18 protein-coding genes are annotated in these 20980 nt (G+C 60.8%); 10 read left to right on the forward strand and 8 right to left on the reverse strand.

Annotation, left to right across the window (positions count from 1 at the left end; genetic code table 11):
* The first annotated feature begins 61 nt into the window (after positions 1-61).
* From H6851_20985 to H6851_21020, 8 genes are all read left to right on the forward strand, one after another.
* Complete coding sequence (locus tag H6851_20985; GenBank protein ID MCB9946083.1) at positions 62-958, forward strand: sugar ABC transporter permease; 897 nt, start codon at positions 62-64, stop codon at positions 956-958.
* The gene (locus H6851_20990; protein MCB9946084.1) at positions 955-1815 is read left to right on the forward strand and encodes a carbohydrate ABC transporter permease; all 861 of its coding nucleotides are present in this window, start codon (positions 955-957) and stop codon (positions 1813-1815) included. Before H6851_20985 ends, H6851_20990 begins: the two co-directional genes overlap by 4 nt.
* A 22-nt stretch (positions 1816-1837) precedes the next feature.
* Positions 1838-2893 (forward strand): ABC transporter ATP-binding protein, encoded by a 1056-nt coding sequence (locus tag H6851_20995; protein MCB9946085.1) that lies wholly within the window; start codon positions 1838-1840, stop codon positions 2891-2893.
* A gap of 29 nt (positions 2894-2922) precedes the next feature.
* Entirely contained in the window at positions 2923-3873 is a 951-nt protein-coding gene (locus tag H6851_21000; protein MCB9946086.1) for a sugar kinase, read from the forward strand.
* A gap of 100 nt (positions 3874-3973) precedes the next feature.
* Positions 3974-4894, forward strand: coding sequence for an SIS domain-containing protein (locus H6851_21005; GenBank protein MCB9946087.1), 921 nt, complete (start codon positions 3974-3976; stop codon positions 4892-4894).
* A gap of 86 nt (positions 4895-4980) precedes the next feature.
* Positions 4981-6627 (forward strand): GMC family oxidoreductase N-terminal domain-containing protein, encoded by a 1647-nt coding sequence (locus H6851_21010; protein MCB9946088.1) that lies wholly within the window; start codon positions 4981-4983, stop codon positions 6625-6627.
* Positions 6628-6729: 102 nt separating this feature from the next.
* A complete protein-coding gene (locus H6851_21015; GenBank protein MCB9946089.1) occupies positions 6730-8853 on the forward strand; it encodes a hydantoinase/oxoprolinase family protein in 2124 nt (707 codons plus the stop codon).
* Entirely contained in the window at positions 8846-10549 is a 1704-nt protein-coding gene (locus tag H6851_21020; GenBank protein ID MCB9946090.1) for a hydantoinase B/oxoprolinase family protein, read from the forward strand. Before H6851_21015 ends, H6851_21020 begins: the two co-directional genes overlap by 8 nt.
* Before the next feature lie 26 nt (positions 10550-10575).
* On the opposite strand, the gene H6851_21025 is transcribed toward H6851_21020, so the two are convergent.
* From H6851_21025 to H6851_21060, 8 genes are all read right to left on the reverse strand, one after another.
* Entirely contained in the window at positions 10576-11778 is a 1203-nt protein-coding gene (locus H6851_21025) for a hypothetical protein (protein ID MCB9946091.1), read from the reverse strand.
* Positions 11775-12557, reverse strand: a complete 783-nt coding sequence (locus H6851_21030; protein MCB9946092.1) for an SDR family oxidoreductase — start codon at positions 12555-12557, stop codon at positions 11775-11777. Before H6851_21030 ends, H6851_21025 begins: the two co-directional genes overlap by 4 nt.
* On the reverse strand, positions 12554-13549 hold the full coding sequence (locus tag H6851_21035) for an ABC transporter permease (protein MCB9946093.1): 996 nt from the start codon (positions 13547-13549) through the stop codon (positions 12554-12556). The genes H6851_21030 and H6851_21035 overlap by 4 nt, the downstream gene beginning before the upstream one ends.
* A 61-nt stretch (positions 13550-13610) precedes the next feature.
* Positions 13611-14654, reverse strand: a complete 1044-nt coding sequence (locus H6851_21040) for a sugar ABC transporter substrate-binding protein (protein MCB9946094.1) — start codon at positions 14652-14654, stop codon at positions 13611-13613.
* Between the two features lie 24 nt (positions 14655-14678).
* Positions 14679-15452, reverse strand: a complete 774-nt coding sequence (locus H6851_21045; GenBank protein MCB9946095.1) for a sugar ABC transporter ATP-binding protein — start codon at positions 15450-15452, stop codon at positions 14679-14681.
* Complete coding sequence (locus H6851_21050; GenBank protein ID MCB9946096.1) at positions 15449-16597, reverse strand: ROK family transcriptional regulator; 1149 nt, start codon at positions 16595-16597, stop codon at positions 15449-15451. The genes H6851_21045 and H6851_21050 overlap by 4 nt, the downstream gene beginning before the upstream one ends.
* A gap of 98 nt (positions 16598-16695) precedes the next feature.
* Positions 16696-17496: a glucosamine-6-phosphate deaminase gene (gene nagB / locus H6851_21055; GenBank protein MCB9946097.1), complete on the reverse strand. Its 801-nt coding sequence runs from the start codon at positions 17494-17496 to the stop codon at positions 16696-16698.
* Positions 17497-17542: 46 nt separating this feature from the next.
* The gene (locus tag H6851_21060; protein MCB9946098.1) at positions 17543-18343 is read right to left on the reverse strand and encodes a GntR family transcriptional regulator; all 801 of its coding nucleotides are present in this window, start codon (positions 18341-18343) and stop codon (positions 17543-17545) included.
* A 145-nt stretch (positions 18344-18488) separates the two neighbouring features.
* Here H6851_21060 and ugpC point away from each other — a divergent pair, with 145 nt between their 5' ends.
* Positions 18489-19547, forward strand: a complete 1059-nt coding sequence (gene ugpC / locus H6851_21065) for a sn-glycerol-3-phosphate ABC transporter ATP-binding protein UgpC (GenBank protein ID MCB9946099.1) — start codon at positions 18489-18491, stop codon at positions 19545-19547.
* Positions 19548-19636: 89 nt separating this feature from the next.
* Positions 19637-20875 (forward strand): extracellular solute-binding protein, encoded by a 1239-nt coding sequence (locus H6851_21070; GenBank protein ID MCB9946100.1) that lies wholly within the window; start codon positions 19637-19639, stop codon positions 20873-20875.
* Positions 20876-20980: the final 105 nt, after the last annotated feature.

The raw sequence follows: 20980 nt of genomic DNA on the forward strand, positions 1-20980 counted from the left end.
GGGTCCGGTCTGCCGTCGGATGACGCTGCCGCATCGACATGGCAGCGTCATCAAGAAGGCCATGTCAGTCATGAATGCCCGCAAATTTCTTCCGCACTACTTGATGATCGCGCCGTTCATGGTGCTGTTTGCGCTGTTTCTCCTTTATCCGATCGCAAGCGGCGTCTTCTACAGCTTTCATGAGTGGAACGCGGCACAGCAGGCCCGATATGTAGGCCTCGACAATTACAGTTACCTGATCGGGTCTCGGGATTTCAACCGGGCAATGACTAATCTCGCCAGCTATATTATCATCACGGTTCCGCTGGGTATTGCCACGGCGTTCGGTCTGGCCGTGCTCGTGGACAGCTTTTCCGGTCGATGGGCGATCTTCTTCCGTTCGGTCTTTTTCCTTCCTGTCGTCCTTCCAGCCTTTCTGGCAGCCACCATCTGGCGCTGGATATATACGCCGAATTTCGGCCTGCTGAACATGATCCTTGGATGGATGGGACTTCCATCGGTCAACTTTCTCAATGACGCCGGTACCATGCTCTATTCGCTGATCGCAGTGGATATCTGGGTATCGGCCGGTTTCAACATGGTGATTATCCTTGCCGGACTGAAGAACATCCCCGGCGAACTCTACGAGGCCGCACGTCTCGATGGTGCCAACCGGTTCCAGCAACTGGTATACGTCACGGTTCCGATGCTCCGCCCGGTACTATTCTTCGTCACCACCTACGGTCTGATTTCGGCGTTGCAGGTCTTCGATGTTCCCTGGCTGCTCACCGGCTCGTCGTTCACCGACTACGGAGGGCGGCGAAATGCCCTGCTCTTTCCGGTCATGGACATGATGGGACGCGGTTTCGGCGGTGTGCGCTTTGGCGAGGCTGCGGCCTACGGCATCCTGCTCACGATGGTCATCATGGCTGTTACAGCTGCGATGTTCGTCCTTCGCGGGTGGAGGGAAAAGTCATGATGGCGAACGCTTCGATCCGGCAGCATCGGCATCTGTCGGCATGGCCGGTTATCCGCTGGATACTGGCTATCCTCGCCGCGATCATAGCCGTTCTGCCGGTGTGGTGGATGATCAACGTGGTATTTTCGGTCCCGGGCGAACCGGTGGCGATCAATCCCCGCCTGTGGCCAAGTTCGTTCAGCTCCGGATTCGACAAGATCGCGATGATCTTCACGGAAACCGACTACCTGCGTGCCTATGGCATTTCCATCATGTACTCGCTGTTCACCATCGCCGGTGTCATCTTCATCGGTTCGATGGCGGCCTTCGAGTTTGCGCTCTTCGACTTTCCCGGACGCAGGTTCCTCTTCTCACTTGTCATGCTGGCATTGATGGTGCCCGCCGCGGTGACGATTATTCCCACCTACCTGCTGATCGCGGATCTGGGCTGGATCAACACCATGCAGGGACTGGTCGTCCCGGGCCTGTCGTCCGCCTTCGGCCTGTTCCTCCTCGTGCAGTTCATGCGTTCGATGCCGCGGGAGATGATGGAGGCTGCCGTGCTCGATGGTGCCAGTCACTTCGGGGTCTACTGGCACATTGTTCTGCCGTTGTCGCGAAACGCTCTGGTCACCCTCGCGATTCTCACCTTCATGCGCACATGGGGCAACTACATGTGGCCGTTGATCGTCGCTCCCAGCCCGCAGATGTACACCGTGGGACAGGTGGTGGGGCTGTTCAATTCCCCCTACTCGCACCAGACGGTTGATGTGGTCATGACCGCCAACCTGCTGGCAGCGATACCGCCGCTCATCTTTTTCCTCATTTTCCAGCGAGAAATCGTGGAAGGCATAGCTATGTCCGGCTCCAAGGGCTGACCGGCACAGGAACTGACTCATCATGGCACAAGTCGACATGACCGATGTCGCCAAGTCCTACGGCGGAACCGCCGTATTGCGAGACGTCAATCTGCATATTGCTTCCGGAGAATTCGTCGTGCTCGTCGGGCCGTCGGGAAGCGGAAAATCAACCCTTTTGAGGATGATATCAGGTCTGGAGAGTGTGACTTCAGGTACCATCCGAATTGATGGAAGAGTGGTGAACAGCGTCGAGCCATCCGGTCGCGGCGTCGCGATGCCCTTCCAGCTGGATGTCCCCGGCGGAAGCCTGAATGGTTCCAGGAGCACTTCTTCCAGGTTGCAACAAACGGGTGAGGCGACTGTTTCGTTCTCCACCGCAAGCGCGGGTATCGCGGGAACAATGGACCACCTCGAACACCCTCGGTTCGGGGACCGGTGGCCGCAGGTCAGCAATGGCCACGCTCCGCGTCTGTTCCTGTTCGACGAGCCGGCGGCGAATATCGATGTCGGTATGCGGAACCGGATGCGCTCCAGGATGAAGGATCTGCATCGAGAGTTCGGTCGAACGACGATCTATGGTACTCACGACCGTCTTGAGGCGATGGCTCTCGCGGACAGGATCGTCGTCCTCAATGACGGACGCATACAGCAGGTCGGCCGCCCGCTGGAGATCTACGACGACCCGGACAATATCTTTGTCGCCGGATTCACCGGTTCACCCCACCTGAATCTCTTCACGGGTCGTTGCGACGATGCCGGGCAGGTCATCGCGGATGCCCCCTTTGTCCTGCCTCTGCCGGAAAAGGTCGAGGCACGTGACCTGCTTATCGGCATCCGGTCCGAACATGTCGAAATCGTCGACGAGACGCGCCCGTATCGGCTGGGCCGGATCAAGATGGCTGCCACGGTAAAGTTCGTCGAGACGAGGGGGAACGTGTCCTACATTCATGTGAAACTGGACGGTGGCACCAACATGGTCATTTGCGACCACAGACGTTGGTCCGGCGATTGGGAAGTCATGGTCGCCTTCGATCCGCGAAAGGCATTGATCTTCGATATGGCGGGGCGGCGACTGCGTCCGGGAGCAGAGCCATGAATCCTTCTTTCGTCGGTCGTGGCCGTGGCATGCTCAACGAAACGGTGCCGACCGGTTCTGTGGTTGTCGGCGTCGATATCGGCGGCACCAAGACACATCTGCGTGCAGTGGGTAACGGCATACTTCGTGACCGCGTCCTGATAACCAGCGAATGGCGCCGGCGCCAATGGATGGACGATGCTCGGAGTCTGCTCGGGCTCGGTCACGGACTGGCCGACGGGACGCCCATCGCCGCGATCGGCGTGGGCGCACATGGTTGTGACAGTACCGAAGAATGTGCAAGTTTCCGAGCCGCATTCGGGGCGCTGACCTCCATCCCCGTATCCATTGTCAATGATGCCGAGCTCATGCCGCTGTCACTGGGCTTTGAAAGAGAGATAGGCGTCGTTGCCGGGACGGGCTCGATTGCCGTCTATCGCGACGTCCGCGATGAACTTCAGGTCGCAGGGGGATGGGGCTGGATCATTGGTGATGACGGCAGTGCAGCGGGGCTCGTGCGCGAGGCATTTCGTGTCGTGGCCCTCCATCTCGATCGAGGTGGCAGTCGTGATGAGCCGCTGGTATGGAACCTGTTCCGGTCATTGCGGCTGCGTAGCCCCGAACGACTGGGGTCTGTTCTCGCGACATTCCGGGACGCCGCCGCCGTGGGCAGTCATGCGCCCGCCATATTCGAGGCGGCCGAGGCCGGTTCTCAACTGGCGCTTGATGTCATCAACGGTGGTGGTCTGGCGCTTGCCGATCTCGTTTCAAGGTTGTGCCGACGAGGTGTCAATGCCAATCGCGTCGTTGCCGGGGGAGGCGTGATCACTACGCAACCGCTGCTCTGGAAGACCTTCTCCAGCAGTGTGCGCACGCGCTTCAGCGGCATGATCGAGCCGTTGCTCTATACCGACTATCCCGTGGAGGGAGCCTGCAGGCTGGCCGCATCGCTGGCACTGCGAACCGTCACGACCGCCGAACCCATTCGAACGAGCCGATAGAAAGGTCTCTGCTTCCGTGTCTTCTTACCGTTCCACCATCGATCGCCAGCCCGAAGCCCTTGCCAATACGCGCGATGCGATCGCGATACAGCTGGAAACCATGGACTTGTCGCGGCTGGACTGCGGTGTCATTGGCGTGACGGGTATCGGCGCCAGCCTTGCGGCGGCTCGTCTCGGAGCTGCCGAACTGCGCCGTCTGGGGCGACGCTCGACAGCCTGTTATCCCGGTGAAATCGGTGAGGAAGTCGACAGGGATCGCCGACCGGTCGATGCCATCGTGGGACTGTCCCATCGCGGTAGAAGTGTCGAAACGGTGAAGGCCTTCGTCGACAACCCCGATCTGGCGCGTCTGGCGATCACCCGTGATCCCGACAGTCCGCTGGCAAGTGCGGGCAACCTGCATCTGCGCCTGGACAACGGCGAGGATGCGACTCCCTCGGCAACCGGATATACGGCGACACTGCTGGGATTGGCGATGGCCTGCGAGCGTATGACAAGCACCGTGTCAACGGACTGGGACGCCCTGCCGGGGATCGTTCGCGCCGTGCTTGATGATGCTGCCTCGTCGATGCCCCGGCTGGCCCGGCAATTCACGGGAAGACGGGCCATCGATTGTGTCGCCGCTGCTTCCTCCACGGGTACGGCCGACGAGGCGGCGCTGCTGTTGCGCGAGGCCGCCCGCGTACCTTCCAGCGGGTTCGAAACGCGCGACTATCTGCATGGGCCCATGGAGGCGATGGACGGGATGACCGGCGTGGTTGTCTTTGGCTACGGACGCGAGGTCGAATTGGCCCGGAACCTGGATGCCATCGGTTGCCCGACCCTTCTGGTCACCAGCTTGCCGCAGGTTGAAGAAGGCAGGCACCTGACCGTCGTACGGGTGCCATCCTTTGCCAATGTGATGATACAAGGACTGATCGATATTCTCGTGCCGCAGCTCCTCGCCGCAACGCTATCCGACGCGGCGGGCCTGACGGATGTCCCGTTCCGCTACCGCCAGGGCGATACAAAGATCGCCTGACGGGGATCCCGCTCTTTTCATCTTCCCTTTCCCTCGAAAATCATTCACTTGCCGGCGCGTCTCGACAGGGAGAGGAATATCGACGAATGACCACCGTCAAGGGCGTGGATCGCAATGCTTCGAGTGCCGACTATGTCATCATCGGAGCCGGATCGGCAGGTTGCGTGCTGGCCAACCGCCTGTCATCGGACGGGAAATCGCGGGTCGTGGTGCTCGAAGCCGGCGGTTCGGACCGAAGTCCATGGGTCCGCATGCCGATCGGTTATGGTGGCGCGTTCCACAATCGCAAACTCAATTGGTGCTATTATACGGAGCCCGACCCGGGAACGGGTGGCAGGCAGAGCTACTGGCCACGGGGGAAGGTACTGGGCGGATCGAGTTCCATCAATGCGATGGTCTTCATTCGTGGACAGGCAGCCGATTTCGACGGCTGGGAAGCCCTGGGCAATCCGGGTTGGGGATATCGGGACGTCCTGCCCTATTTCCGCAAGATGGAGGACAATCTCGCAGGCGGCGATACCTGGCGCGGCATCGATGGGCCGCTCACGGTAAGCCGCATCGACAAGGCGGTTCATTCGCTCACCCGTGACTATGTCGAGGCGGCACAGGCGGCGGGCCTGCCATTCAACAGCGATTTCAACGGTGCCACACAGGAAGGTGTCGGCATCTACCAGATAACCACGCGCAGCGGATTTCGCTGTTCGGCTGCTACCGCCTATCTTGCACCGACCCGACGGCGCAGCAATCTGGTGGTCGTCACGCACGCGCATGTCACCCGCATCCTCTTTGACGGGAAAAGGGCAAGCCGTGTCGAATATCGCAATCCGGCCGGCCTTCACCGGATCACAGTCAGGACTGAAGTCATACTGTGCGCTGGCGCCGTAAATTCACCACAGATCCTGCAGTTGTCGGGTATTGGCGATGCCGGCCTGCTTCGTCGCCACGGGATCGACGTGGTTGTCGATGCGCCGGCCGTAGGCCGCAATCTGCAGGACCATCTGGGCTTCGACTATATCTACGAGGCCAACCGGCCGACTCTCAATAATGTATTGCGCCCGTGGTCGATGCGGATCGTCCTCGGACTGCAATATCTGCTTACCCGCGGAGGGCCGCTGTCGTTGAGTGTCAACCAGGGAGGAGGATTTTTCAGGAGTTCACCACAGCGGGAACATCCCAATCTGCAACTCTATTTCTCACCCGTCAGTTATACACGGAAGATGCCGGGGAAACGACGACTGCTGCAACCCGACCCTTTCCCCGGCTTCAACATCGGACTTTCGAATTGCCATCCGCAAAGCCGCGGATATCTTGAGATCCGCTCCCGCGATCCTTTCACGTCTCCAGCCATCCATCCGCGCTATTTCAGTGCTTCCGAAGATCTGGATGAACTCGTCGAGGGAGCAGCGATGCTTCGGCGGATCACCGCGACGGAACCGCTTGCGAGTTCGGTCCGCTGCGAACGGCTGCCCGGCCCGCAGGCCGGTTCGCGCGAGGCCATCGCCGAGGACATCCGTCAGCGTTCGGGCAGCGTGTTCCACCCCTGCGGGACGTGCGCAATGGGATCCGATATCTCAAGAGGTGCGGTGGTCGACGCGAAGTTGCGGGTTCATGGTATCGAAGGCCTGAGAATCGCCGATGCTTCCATATTCCCCAAGATCACATCGGGCAATCTCAACGCACCGGCGATCATGGTCGGCGAGAAGGCCGCCGCGATGATCCTCGAGGATCGTTAACGGGAGACTCTGCGATGAGGACCCGTCTTGCGGGAACAAACCGTTTCCCCGAATTCCGTCGAGGCCGCTAGACTTGCATCCACGATGACATGCGAGGAAGCGATGGCGAACAATGCAATCCGGCTTGGGGTGGATATCGGCGGTACCTTCACCGATGTGGTGCTGGAGGTTTCCGGTACCCGCCACTCGACCAAGGTCCTGACGACCCATTCCGCGCCGGAACACGCCATTGCCGAGGGGATGCACAGGGTCTGCGGAAAGGCAAAGATCACCCCTGCCGCCGTGGATCAGATCATCCATGGAACGACCCTTGCCACCAATGCCCTGATCGAGCGGCGAGGTGCCAGGACCGCGCTCGTTACCACACGCGGCTTTCGCGACGTGATCGAGATGCGTACCGAGAGCCGGTTCGAGCAGTACGACCTCAATCTGGTGCTGCCCGAACCATTGCTCGCGCGCAACCGGCGTTACGTCGTCAGCGAGCGAATGGATGCCAGCGGCAACATTCTCATTCCGCTCGATATCGCTGAAGTCGAAAAGCTGGCCGACCAACTGGCGCAAGCCGGATACGAGAGCATCGCCATCGGTTTATTGCATTCCTATGTCAACGATGCCCATGAAAGGAAAGTTGCCGAGATCCTTGCCCGACGCCTGCCCGGCGCAATGATCTCGCTCTCATCGCAGGTCTCGCCGCAGATGAGGGAATACGAACGTTTCAACACGACCATAGCCAATGCCTACATCAAGCCGCTGATGAAGTCCTATCTGGGTCGTCTGGCCGGGCGTCTGCGGCATGAAGGAGCGGATTGCCCGGTCTTCCTCATGCATTCGGGCGGCGGCATCATCGATATCGATACCGCTGCCGAGTTTCCCGTTCGCCTGGTGGAATCGGGTCCGGCCGGAGGTGCCGTATTCGCCGCCGACATCGCGGCGCGCCACGGCATCGGTAAGGTGCTCAGCTTCGACATGGGTGGCACGACCGCCAAGATCTGTCTCATCAAGAACCATACGCCCAAGACGGCGCGTGTCTTCGAAGTGGCCCGCAGCTATCGCTTCAAGAAGGGGTCGGGCATGCCGATTTCGATCCCGGTGATCGACATGGTCGAGATCGGTGCCGGAGGTGGCAGCCTTGCCCATGTGGACTCGATGAACCAGATCAGGGTCGGCCCGGAGAGTGCAGGTTCGGAGCCGGGGCCTGCGTGCTACGGGCGTGGCGGCAAGCGGCCGGCGGTGACCGATGCCGACCTCCAGCTTGGCAAGCTCGATCCGGAGAATTTCGCTGGCGGGTCTATCAAGCTTCATGCGGAGAATTCGCGGGCGGTTCTGGATCGCGCATTGGGCGAGCCGCTCTCGATGACGACCATGGAGGCCGCCTGGGGGCTGGCGGAGGTGGTGGACGAGAACATGGCCAACGCTGCCCGCATGCACGCGGTCGAAAATGGTGAAGACCTTGCCGAATACACCATGATTGCCTTTGGCGGAGCAGCACCCCTGCATGCCGGACGGCTCTGCGAGAAGCTCGGGATCGATCGCTGCCTGATCCCCGAGGGGGCGGGCGTCGGTTCGGCCATAGGGTTCCTGCGCGCGCCGTTCAGTTTCGAGGCCAGCCGGTCGGTGTTCATGAAGATCGGTGACTTCAGTGCAGAGGTGGTCAAATCGCTGTTTGCAGAAATGGAGGGCGAGGCGAGGCGCTTCGTCCGAGGATGTGATGGCGAGGCGGAAATTCTCACAGAGCACAAGATCTACATGCGATATAGCGGGCAGGGGTGGGAAATTCCCGTTCCGCTGGAACCGGCGCATGTGCGCGATCCCAGAGCGGATACATTCCTGCAGTTGTTCGAACAGGGATATGTCAAACTCTTCGGCCGTTCAGTGGAAGGTCTCGAAGCCGAGATTGCTGTCTGGTCGGTTAATGCCTTTACCTCGCCGGTGGCCGTGACACCGGTAACTGCGGTTTCCGGGGAAGGCATGGCTTCGGCAACGGCGTGTCGGGAACTGTTCGATGCCGCCATGGGCAAGGTCAATGACGCTGCCGTCGTCCCGCGCGAAGGAATGACGGCCGGTCAGCATGTCGACGGTCCTGCAGTAGTCATCGAAGCCGAGACGAGCGTTGTCCTCCCGGCGAGCAGGACGCTCGTCATGCAGGCCGACGGTTGTCTCGACATGCGGGTCAGGAATCCTGCAACGACCCGATCCGCGATCGAAGGGGAGTCCGCTCATGTCTGAGGTTGGCAAGGTCGCCCGACAGGTGATGTGGAACCGGCTCGTTTCCGTGGTCGAGGAACAGGCACAGACGCTCGTGCGGACCTCGTTCTCCACCAGCGTTCGCGAGGCAGGCGATCTTTCGGCGGGCGTATACAACGACATGGGACAGATGCTGGCCCAAGCCGTCACGGGCACACCCGGCCATGTCAATGCGATGGCTGACGCCGTACCCCATTTCATCCGCCGTATCGGCCGCGACAACATTTTCGAAGGCGATGTCTATATCACCAACGATCCGTGGGAAGGTACCGGTCACCTGCATGACATCACGGTGGTAACGCCGTCATTCCACAAGGGCCGGCTGGTGGGGTTCTTTGCCTGCACCGCCCATGTCGTCGACATCGGAGGACGCGGTTTCGGCGCCGATGGCAATTCGGTCTATGAGGAAGGTCTCCACATTCCGATCATGAAGCTGGTGGAGCGCGGCCAGCTCGACCGGACGCTGATCCGCATCGTGCGAGGCAATGTTCGCGAACCGGATCAGCTCGTCGGCGACATCCATGCGCTGGCAACATGCAACGAGGTCGGTCACCGGAGACTGATTGGCATGATCGAAGAATTCGGTCTGGCGGACCTGGATGGAATCAGCGACTTCATCCTCACCAGTTCGCGCCTCGCCACGCTCGAACGGATCAACGCCCTGACTCCGGGCGAGGCCGATGGGCATATGCGCATCGATGGCTATGATCGGCCGATCGACCTGCGGGTCCATCTCAGGATCGAAAAAGACCGGATTCTATGCGACTGGACGGGAACTTCCGGCGTCGACAGGAAGGGCATCAACGTACCGCTGGTCTACACCAAGGCCTATGCCTGCTACGCGTTGAAATGTGCGATTGCCCCCGATATACCGAACAATGCGGCAAGCCTTGAGCCCTTCGAGGTCACGGCTCCCGAGAACACCATCGTCAATGCCCTTCATCCTGCACCCGTGGCCCTGCGCCATGTGATCGGACACATGGTTCCCGATACGGTCTATGATGCTCTCGACAAGCTGCTGCCCGAGACCCTGCCGGCCGAAGGAGCGGGGTGCCTGTGCAATTTCCAGTTGTCGATCCGTCCGCGCAGCGATGCTCCTGCACCGCCCGGGGCGCGGCGAGCGGAAGTGCTTACCTTCAATTCGGGCGGATCGGGTGCGCGGCCGGGATTCGATGGCATGAATGCCACGGCCTTTCCTTCGGGCGTGATGACCATGCCCGTGGAAGCCACCGAGCAGGTCGGGCCGGCGATCATATGGCGCAAGGAGCTGCGGCCGGATTCAGGCGGTGCGGGCCGTCGGCGTGGCGGTCTCGGACAATACATGGTGGTCGGAGTCCGCGAGGGCCATGAGTTCGATCTTCAGGCCATGTTCGACAGGGTCAACCATCCGGCCCGGGGCCGTCGAGGCGGCCATGACGGTGCACCGACAACCATAGCCATGGATGACGGAACGCCGATGAAGGGCAAGGGCAAGCAGTTCGTGGCACACGGGCACAGGGTCGAGATGGCCTTTCCTGGCGGTGCCGGTTACGGTGACCCGTCGCAGCGGCCCCGGGACGATGTGATTCGCGATCTCGCGCAAGGCTACATCACGGCAGAGACTGCGCGTCTCCATTACGGTCTGAGCGACGGGGAAATCGATGAGGTGCTCGCCCGGGCCCATCTCGCCGAGATATGAATGTCCAGTGCCGGCGACGCTCGGCATCAGGCGACAGGACTGTTCCATTTGAGGATCTGCCGTTCCCGATCACGCTTGACCACGCTCCAGCTTCGTTGCAGGCCTGTCCCGTTCCGGCGGAAGTCCTCGACTTCCACCCTTATGGCTTCGGCAACCATGTCCGCCTCGTCGTCATTGAGGTTGCACGGATCGAGATGAAATTCTCCGTGCTCGATCAGGTCGTCGCGGACGATGATGCGTGGCGTGCGGGCTGCGAGCCGGTCGCGCAGTTCCCAGGCGTAAGCCCGTGCAACCTGTGCATCGACCCTCACTCTGATACGTGTCACAGGATTCCCGGTCCAGTCGGCGAGATGTGTCAGGTGGAGACCCGGGACATCGGCAAGAGTTCTCGTCCAATGATCGATCCGGGCATTCTCGTGGTCGCGGTGCGCATCGTGGTCGAGTTGCTCGAAACGTTCAAGGGCAGCCATGGCACCGACGATACCTTCCTTGCCCACCTTCATTGTTCGGGCAATGCCGCGGTGCTGGAGGTAGGCGGCCCGCACGAGATCGGCCGATCCGGCAACAATACCACTGGTAACACCACCGAGGAATTTGTGGCCCGAATGGATGACCAGTGATGCGCCGAGCGCCACGGGCCCCCTGAGATCGTATTCGGCGGCCATGTCGACGATCACCGGAACGGTATGTTGTTGGCAGAGCTCGATGAAGAGGTCGAGTGGCAGTTCGTTTTCACGAACGGTATGGTGTGAAACGACATACATCGCCGCTGCGGCGCCATCTTCGAGCGCTTGTCGAAGATGCCATGTCTCGCATTGTGCAGCCGTACCAATGGGAACCACATGGGCACCAGCCAGGCGAATGGTCTGGTCGACGGGAGCACCATAGTTGACCATATGTCCCATCGGCAGGATGACCCGCCGCTCTCCATCGCACATGGGGAGCTTCTCGATGCGGGCAAGATCGCTCTCGGTGAGGCAGGCGGCCACCGACTGGGTCATTGCCGCAGCCGAACAGGCCGTGACGCAGCCGGCCTGCGCACCTGTCAGGCGGGCAATGATTGCACTGGCCCGGGACTGGAGTTCGTCGATATCGACAAACGAATCGAGAATATGATCGACAAGCTCGCGAATTTCGGCAGGCACACGCGACGCGCCCAGACTGGTCATCGTACCCGAGGCGTTGATGATCCGCGTCAGGTTCCATCGTTCGAACGGGTCGTTCCTCAAGGGGAGGTATCCTGCGGCCCGATGCGGAAATCGGCACCTTCGGGAATGAGCTGGCCTCCGTCGACGACAATGGTCGTTCCGGTCACATAGCTCGCCTCGTCCGAGGCCAGATAGACGAAGGCGTTGGCGACGTCGTGAACCGTTCCAAGCCGACCGAGAGGAATGGCAGCTTCCATGCTGGCAATGTACTCCGGTCCACGGTGAAGCTGGATGGCCTCGGTCATGATGTTGCCGGGTTCGACGCCGTTGACGGTGATGCCGTATTGCGAGAATTCAAGCGCCGCGGCGCGGATGAAACCATTGATGCCCGCCTTGCTGGCCGCGTAATGCCCGTGTCCGGGATTGCACACGCGTGGCCCGGTAATGGACGATGTGAAGAGGATCCGCCCGGACCGCCGGGACTTCATGTGCCGGACGGCGGCCCGTGCGGCATTGAATGCGCCCCGCAGATTGACGCCGAGGACAGTATCCCAGTCCTCCGGCGTCGTCCGTTCGATCAACTGCCATGGATAGATGCCCGCATTCTGCACGACGATATCGAGTTGTCCGTGCATGGAAACGGCCAGGTCAGCAAGTTTGTCGGCTTCGGCGAGACATGAGATGTCACAATGGGCGAATGTGATGCCCAGTTCCCTCGCCGTGGCCTTTCCGGCATCGCTCTCGGTATCGGCAATGATGACGCGCGCGCCTTCCTCGACGAAACGTTCGGCCACACCCCTGCCGATACCGCGCGCGGCACCGAAGATCACAGCCGATTTGCCTTGCAGTCTTCCGGTCATGAAATCTTCTTTCGTATCGTTTGCTTGAACGTGTCGAGCAACACTGCCGCCAGCACCAGGAAGCCATGGATGAGCTGGGTCAGGCTGGCGGGCAGGGCCATGAGGTTGATGGCCGTGTTGATCGAGGAAAGGATCAGCGCACCGGCATAGACGCCGGGCAGGGTGCCCACGCCGCCCTTGAGGCTGACGCCACCGATGACGACGGCGGCGAAGGCGTTGAACAGCAGGCCGATACCCAGATTGGCCGTTGCGCCCGAAGTGCGGATCGCCAGAAGCCATCCTGCGAGGCCGGCAATGGCCCCTGCAAGGATGAAGGCGATGATGAGATAGCGGACGACCGGAATGCCTGCCCGATAGGTCGCGGTCTCGTTGCCGCCGATCATCTTCAGGCGTCGTCCGAACGGTGTCCGCGCGGCGATGAAGGAAAAGGCGAAGAAGCAGGCAATGGCGATCCACGCCGTCAGCGGCAGGCCCAGGAAACGCTGGATGCCGAACCAGCGGATGGCCGGTGCGAGGTCCTGGGCGGAGCGCCCGCCGGATACGGCCAGTACCAGTCCGCGAACCCAGATGTAGGAGGCGAGTGTGATGATGAATGCGCTCATCTTCAGTTTCACGACGAGAAAGCCGTTGATCGCACCGATGGCACCGCCGACGGCCAGTGCGGCCGCCAGCGAGATCGGCACCGCCAGCCACGCGGGCTGGACATCGAGACCAAGACCGATGCCCGCGGAACAGAACAGGATGCCGACGGTCATGGCGGAAAGGGCCGACACCGACTCCACGGACAGGTCCATGTGTCCGGCAATGATCACGAGAGCCAGCCCGATCGACAGGACGCCGAGCACGCTCGATGCTTCAATGATATTGGCGAATATCCCGATCTGGAAATAATTGGGGATGAAGATCGAGAAGACGACAAGAACGAGAAGCAGCATGAACCAGACGAGGTTGTCGAGCGCGAATTCGATCAATCGACGATAACGTGCCGTCATGGATTTGTCCGGGAGTTGCCGGACTCCGGGCATGAAGTCCGGAGTCCGATAGAATTAATTCTTATTTTATCGAAGTAATACTTGCCGTCGGCATCTTCAGGTTTCCCCAGAAGGACGTATCATCGACATTGCCGGCGGTGATGGCCGCTCCGGGGATCTTGATGTTGGGTCCCCAGTCCTCGATCGTCAGTTCCGACTTGAGGCCGAGCACATCGTATTCGCCCGGCTCGATGGTCTCCTTGGCCACGATCTTGTCCATGAACATGGCCACCGCCGCTGCCTGCGCATAGAGTGGCTGTTCGATCTCGACATTCAGCCAGCCCTTGCGGATCAGGTCGAGGCCGACGGGAGCGCCGTTGGAACTCATCATCATGATGTCGCCGGGTTGCTTGCCCGCGGTTTCCAGAGCAGCCACCGCTGCGACGGAAAGGTGTGCCGCGTGGCTGAAGATCAGGTCGATATCGGGATTCGCCACCACCGCATCGGCAACGATGGTCCCGGCATTGCTGGCCTCCCACTGCATGGCCGGCTTGGAGATGATGGTGACCTCGGGAAAGTCCGCCATCTTCTCCTCGAAGCCCTTCTGGATATCGAGCGTGTAGGGATCGCCAGGATCACCAAGCACCTGCAGGATCTTGCCCTTGACGCTGCCATTCCTTTCCGTGAGCAGCCTTTGCGCTTCCCCGGCGGCCAGATGACCGATTTCGATGGTGCCGGCGACCGAAGTGAAATCGGAAGGGGTCGAGGTGATCTGGCGGTCGAACTCGACCACCGGGATACCGGCTGCGCGCGCACTCTCGATGGAAGGCTTGAGGGCATTGAAATCGACGGCCGCCAGAATGACCGCATCGGGACCGAGCGCGATGACATCGTTCATCTGGGTTTGCTGCAGGTCGGTCTTGTTATCGGCGTTGAGCGTTTTCATGTCGTAGCCGACCTGACCCAGAAAGGCCCCGAGCGCGTCGACCGAACCGGTCTGGAATTCGTCGAGCAGGGTCGGTACCAGATAGTAGACCGTACCCTTGGACTGCTGGGCCGATGCCGGCCCGGCCATGCCGACGGCCATGGCAAGCAGTCCCAACATGGACAAGGCAAGACGTCTCATGACGTTGGCTCCTCTGCCGGATGGTCAGTGATCGCCCTCAGCCGGTCCGGCACCGGCATCGGCCTCCCCCGTGATCATGGCGATCACGGCATCGGGTGTCGTCTCATGGGCGGGAACATCGCCAGCCACCACTCCTTGCCGGATGACGATGATCCTGTCAGCGACCTTGAACGCCTGCTGCATGATGTGGGTGATGATGATGACGCCTATTCCACGGCCGGCGACCTGGCGGATCATGTCGAGACCACGACGGGTCTGCTCGACGCCAAGTGCGGCGAACGGTTCATCGAGCAGGACCAGCTTGCCGCCCCAATGGACAAAACGGTTCAGCTCGATGGCCTGGCGTTGCCCGCCGGACAGATGTTCCACATTGGTGCGCAAGGACGGAATGCGGGTTCCCGCATGAGCAAGGGCCGTGCCCACTTCGGCTTCCATCGCCTTCTCGTCAAGCACCGGGATCCCGAGCACGCGCCGGGTCAGTTCCCGCCCCATGAAGAAATTCGCCACGACATCCACGTTGGTGCAGAGGGAAAGGTCCTGATAGACGGTTTCGATTCCCTTCGCCTTGCCTTCGGCCGGTGTCGTGGCGCGGTATTCGCGGCCTTCGAAATACATGCGCCCCGAGCTCGGTTCTTCCCCGCCGGCAATGATCTTGACGAGTGTCGATTTGCCTGCGCCGTTATCTCCGAGAAGGGCTACGACCTCGCCCTTGGCAATGGAGAAACTAATCCCCTTGAGTGCCTGAATGGCACCGAAATTCTTGGTGATCCTGTCGAGCACGAGCAGCGGCTCGCTCATTGCAGCTCTCCTGAATGCCCGCGATGCGTTCTCGAGAAGGCCTTGCCGCCATGTGGTGCAAGCGCTCCATTGACCGCGAGCGCAGCCGCGCCGCGGAGTACCGAGTTTGGACCGCCGTGCGCGACGAGGATACGTGGCACCGTCCGGTCCGGTCGGGCACCAAGGGCATTGCCGACCGATGTTGCCGTGGCCGCTAGTCTGGCGAGCAGCCGTGACGGTGCGATCCCGCCCAGAACGACCGCTTGCGGATCGAACAGGTTCTCGATTGATCGGATTGCACGGGCGAATATGGGCGATATATCGCAGACCCACTCCTCTTCGGGAACATCCCGGCGATGTAACGCTTCCAGCGAGACATAACGCTCCAGGCAGCCACGATTGCCACATGAACATGGCTCGCCGTCGGGAACGACCGGCAGGTGGCCGATTTCGCCGGCATTGCCCCAATGGCCGCGCAGGACTTCACTTCGACGGACCATGGTTCCCCCGAGCCCGTGACCAAAGAAGAGATAGTAGTAATCCTCCAGTTCGGTACCGTAACCGTAGAGCTGCTCATCCATGGCTGCTGCCGCGGTATCGATCTCGATGAAGGCGGGGAGACGGGTGACCTCCTGCAGATGTCGCCGGATGTCGACGTCTGCCCATCCAGCGAGCGTCGTCGAGCCGGTGAAGCTCATCGACTCGACACCGAATGGGCCGGGCACTGCCAGACCGACCCCGAACAGCCAACTGTCGGCGCAACGGGACTTCAGATCGTCGACCAGTTCGCCGATGATGGCGAATGCCTGATCGGGACCGGGCCGGACCGCCGCCCGTCGACCACTGGCGACGATCTCGCCACCGAGATTGACAAGAGCGCCGGAAATTTCGAGGGGAGTGATCTGTATCCCGATGGCATATCCACCAGCCGGGTTCACTCTCAGCCTGGCGGGGGGGACACCCCGCCCGACCGGCGCATCGCGCGACGCCACGAGCAGTCCCTCACGCTGAAGTTCGCGCACGATCGTCGAAACGGTCTGTACCGTCAGTCCGATTTTCGACGCGATCTCCGTTCGCGCAATCGGCCCCTCAAGGCGGATGGTTTCCAGCACGATCCGTCTGTTGAAAGGCCGCCCGACATCCTGGTTGGTCCCTCTCAGCGTCACTCAATTCCTCCCGCTAGGGGAAAGCCTGACATTAATTGATTATTTGGTCAAACGGTTTTCAGAAACCATGCCCCTTGCAAGTTGCAAGGCGCGTCCCGTCAATGACTGGCCAGCGGCAACGGCACGATGGCTTCGCTGCCGGCAGGATGGACGAGTTCGTAGTAGTCGCGCAATTGGAGCGTCGAGGCGGCATCGGGGTCAAGCAGTATGGTGGCACGTGGGTGAAGCTGAAGCACCGAGGCGGGGCAGGCCGCCGACAGCGGCCCCTCGACGGCGGCGGCTACCGCCTGGGCCTTGCCGGTACCGGTGGCCAGCAACATGCAGTACCGTGCTTCCAGGATCGTGCCGATTCCCATGGTCAGCGCAAAAGCGGGGACGGTTTCGTCCTCTGCGAAATAGCATCTGTTGGCCTCGCGGGTACTTGCAGTCAGCGTCTTGATCCGGGTGCGCGAACCGAGGCTGGAGGTAGGCTCGTTGAAACCGATATGTCCATTCCGGCCAATGCCGAGGATCTGCAGATCGATCCCTCCCGCAGCGGCAATGGAGGCTTCATAGCGGCGTGCTTCCTCGTCGGGGTCGGCTGCCTTGCCGTTCGGCAGACAAGTCAGTTGCGCGTCCATGTGCAGGGGCGCGAACAGGCGGGTGCGCATGTAGTGGGCATAAGACGCCGGATGATCGGCATCGATACCCCAGTATTCGTCGAGATTGAAGCTGCGTACCCGGCTGAAATCGGTCTTTTGCGCCAGAGCCATCGACACCAGTCGTTCGTAGACCCGATCCATGGTGCCGCCCGTCGCAAGGCCCAGAACGGCATCCGGTTGTCCGCTGACAGTTCGAAGCAGTTCGGCAGCCATGCAGGTTTCAGCCTCGGCTCTGGTCGGGAAGATCAGCACTTTCATCGACTGTTACCACTTCTTGAATTTCGCTGAAGCGCAGGGATTTCGTTCATTTCAGCTCGCTGACAAAATCGTAGGCGTCGCCGCGATAGAGCGACCGGGTGAGTTCGACGGTCTGCCCCGACGCGAGATAGGAGATGCGTTCGACCTTGAGCACGGCGTCGCCGACGAGGATTTCGAGCAGCTCGGCATCGCGCGGCGTGGCGTTGATCGCCGATATCCGCTGGATAGCCCGTGTCGGCCGCGTACCACGCGAATCCAGCAGCCTGTACAGCGACTGGTCGACCGCTTCCGGATCGGGAAGGACCGAGCCCGGCAGGCTGGACCGCTCGATGGCAATCGGCAGCTTGTCCGCATAACGGATACGGCTCAACCTCGCGACCTGATCGGAAATGGACAATCCCAGCATCATGAGCTCATCATTGGATGGTGCATGCAGACCGCGTGACAACCATCTCGAATGGCAGATCATCCCGCGCCGCGACATGTCCTCGGTGAAGGATGTCAAGTGTCGCAAGGGTTGTTCGAACCTCGACGGGTTGGACGCGACATAGGTGCCGGATCCCTGCTTCTGCACGAGCTGGCCGGCATGAACGAGCGACTGGATGGCCTTGCGGACCGTGACCCGGCTGATACCGGTCGCGCGAGCGAGATCGCGTTCCGAAGGCAGGCTGGATCCGGCCGACAGGGAGCCGGAGGCTATCAGATCCGCGATGCTTTGGGTCAGCTGACGATAGAGCGGGCCCTGGTCGCGGTGGCGGGTCAGTGCGTCGCGAAAGAGTTCACCATCGGCTCCCGGGCCGGTGGTGTCTGTTCGCTGGAAACCATTAGTAGACCTTTCTGATACCATTCCCATCCATCTGTCGTCCTCAGGGAACCAAGACTTGCGCCATTGCAAGGTGTGCATGTTCAGCATGGCATATTAAAGGTATTATAATGGTTTGACAATGGTATGTAATTGGGATAGGCAATCGGCATTGCCGGGGAGAATGCCAATGGCGCGACTGTCGCTGCGCGGAATTCGCAAGGATTTCAGGGACGTACAGGTCCTGCGCGGAATTGATCTCGAAATCGCCGATCGCGAGCTTGTCGTGTTTGTAGGGCCGTCCGGTTGCGGCAAGTCCACCTTGCTGCGCCTCATCGCCGGACTGGACGAAATCACCGCTGGCGAGCTTGCCGTCGATGACAAGCCCATGACGCGGGTGGCCCCGTCCAAGCGCGGCATGGCCATGGTATTCCAGTCCTACGCGCTTTATCCGCACATGGATGTCTACGAGAACATGGCCTTCGGCGTGCGGTTGCAGGGGCTGTCGACAGCCGAGATCGAGGCGCGCATCGCCGATGCGGCGCGCATGCTCAAGCTCGAACCGCTGCTGCGCCGCAAGCCCCGGGAGTTGTCGGGCGGCCAGCGGCAACGCGTGGCGATCGGGCGGGCCCTCGTTCGCAAGCCCGACGTTTTCCTGCTCGACGAACCCCTGAGCAATCTCGATGCGGCCCTTCGCTCGGAAGTCCGGCTGGAAATCGCCAAGTTGCACGAGGAAATCGGCGGCACGATGATCTATGTCACCCATGATCAGGTCGAGGCCATGACGTTGGCTGACCGCATCGTGGTGATGAATGGCGGGATCATTGAACAGGTCGGCACACCGCGCGAACTGTTCGAGCAGCCGGTCAACACCTTCGTCGCGACCTTCATCGGCTCGCCACGCATGACGCTGGTCGAGGCCGAGCGTGATGGGGAACGTTTCGGCGTCGGGGGCAGTGGCTCGATCTTCATACCGAACGCGCCGGAGAGCGGCCGCAAGGTCACGCTCGGCATCCGTCCCGACGGTTTCAGGCTGGTCGGTGACGGTGAAGGCTACACCGCCGATTTCATCTACTCGGAATATCTAGGCAACGATGCTTATATGTATGCTCGGTTGGGCGAGGGTACGCTGGTTTCGGTGCGCATCGATCCTGATGTCGAGATTCGTCCCGATCAGAAACGGGTCCATCTGGCGCCGAGGCTGGACACGATGCATTTCTTCAGCAGCGAAGACGGTCGACGCCTTTGAGATGCGGGCTGCCGACCCCAGCTTGCCCGGCACGATGCATGTCCGGGACAATTTTGCAACAAGTTCAGTCCAAGGTGAAGGAGTACGCGATGTCGAAGATCGTCAGATCAGCCGCGCTCGGCCTTATGGCGGCGGCCGTGGCTTTGCCGGCAATGGCCCAGGAGATCAGCTTCTGGAGCTGGCGGCAGGAGGACAAGCCGGTCTACGAAGAGCTCATCGCTGATTTCGAGGCGGCCAATCCCGGTATCCATGTCCAGTTCCAGGGATATGAGGCGTCCAACTACGCAACCATCCTCTCCACCGCATTGTCGGCGGATCAGGGGCCGGATGCCATGATGGTGCGTGCCTATGGTGCTTTCGAGACCGTGGCGGGGGCGGGCTATCTCATGCCGCTCTCGGAGCGGGAGGTGCCGGGCCTGGCCAACATGCCGCAAGCAGCCGTCAATGCCGAAACCCTGCGTTCCGACGGCAAGGTCTATGGTGTGCCTTTCGCGTCGCAGACCATGCTGATGATCTATAACAAGGCGATCTACGACCAACTCGGATTGGGCGTGCCGCAGACTTGGGATGAACTGCTGGCGAATGCCAAGGCCATCCAGGATGCGGGCATTTTCGCATTCGGCAATGGCACGGCGACGGCCTGGCAGAACGAAACCATCGTTTCGGCCCTGACGTCGTCGATCATCGGTCGCGGTTTCTTCGAGGACATCCAGAACGACAAGACCACCTTCGAGGATCCCCGATTCATCGGCGGTCTTGAGGCCCTGAAGCAGGTCAGTACCTTTTTCCCCACCGGCTTCACCGGGCTCGATTACGCCTCCTCGCAGCAATTGTTTGCTTCGGGCATGGCGGCGATGTTCGCCGGCGGTTCGTTCGAACTGGCGAATTTCAAGAGTCAGAACCCTGATCTCGATCTGGGAATCTTTGCGGCACCTGGGCGTAACGCGGATGACGAGCGCCTGGTGGGGATCTTCTATGATGGTGGATATGCCGGGAATGCCAAGACTGCACATCCCGATGCGGTCAGGAAATTCCTCGCCTATCTCGCCACTCCGGAATTCGGTCAGAAATTTGCAAACGAACTCGGCAATATCTCGCCGATCAAGGGTGTCACGTTCGACAACCCGCTGCTGCAGCAGGTGGCGCAACTCAACGAGCATTCGGTACCCTACGTCATGCTGACCAACTTCCGCTACAAGGAGCCGTCAGGTTCGGTGCTGTTGCAGGCCGAAGTGCAGCGAATGCTGGCGGGAGAGAGTGATCCGGCCCAGGTCGGCAAGGCCGTCACCGAAGGTATCGCGCTGTATCACGAACCTTTCCGCAAGTAATGCAGATGACATGGAGGATGGGTCTGGAAGACCTGTCCTCCATGCCCGGCGACATCTTAGAACACCTTTCGTTCCGGCGCACCGCCTGAACGATCAGAAAATGCG

It is taken from the genome of Geminicoccaceae bacterium (genome assembly GCA_020638465.1).
Classification (GTDB): domain Bacteria; phylum Pseudomonadota; class Alphaproteobacteria; order Geminicoccales; family Geminicoccaceae; genus JAGREO01.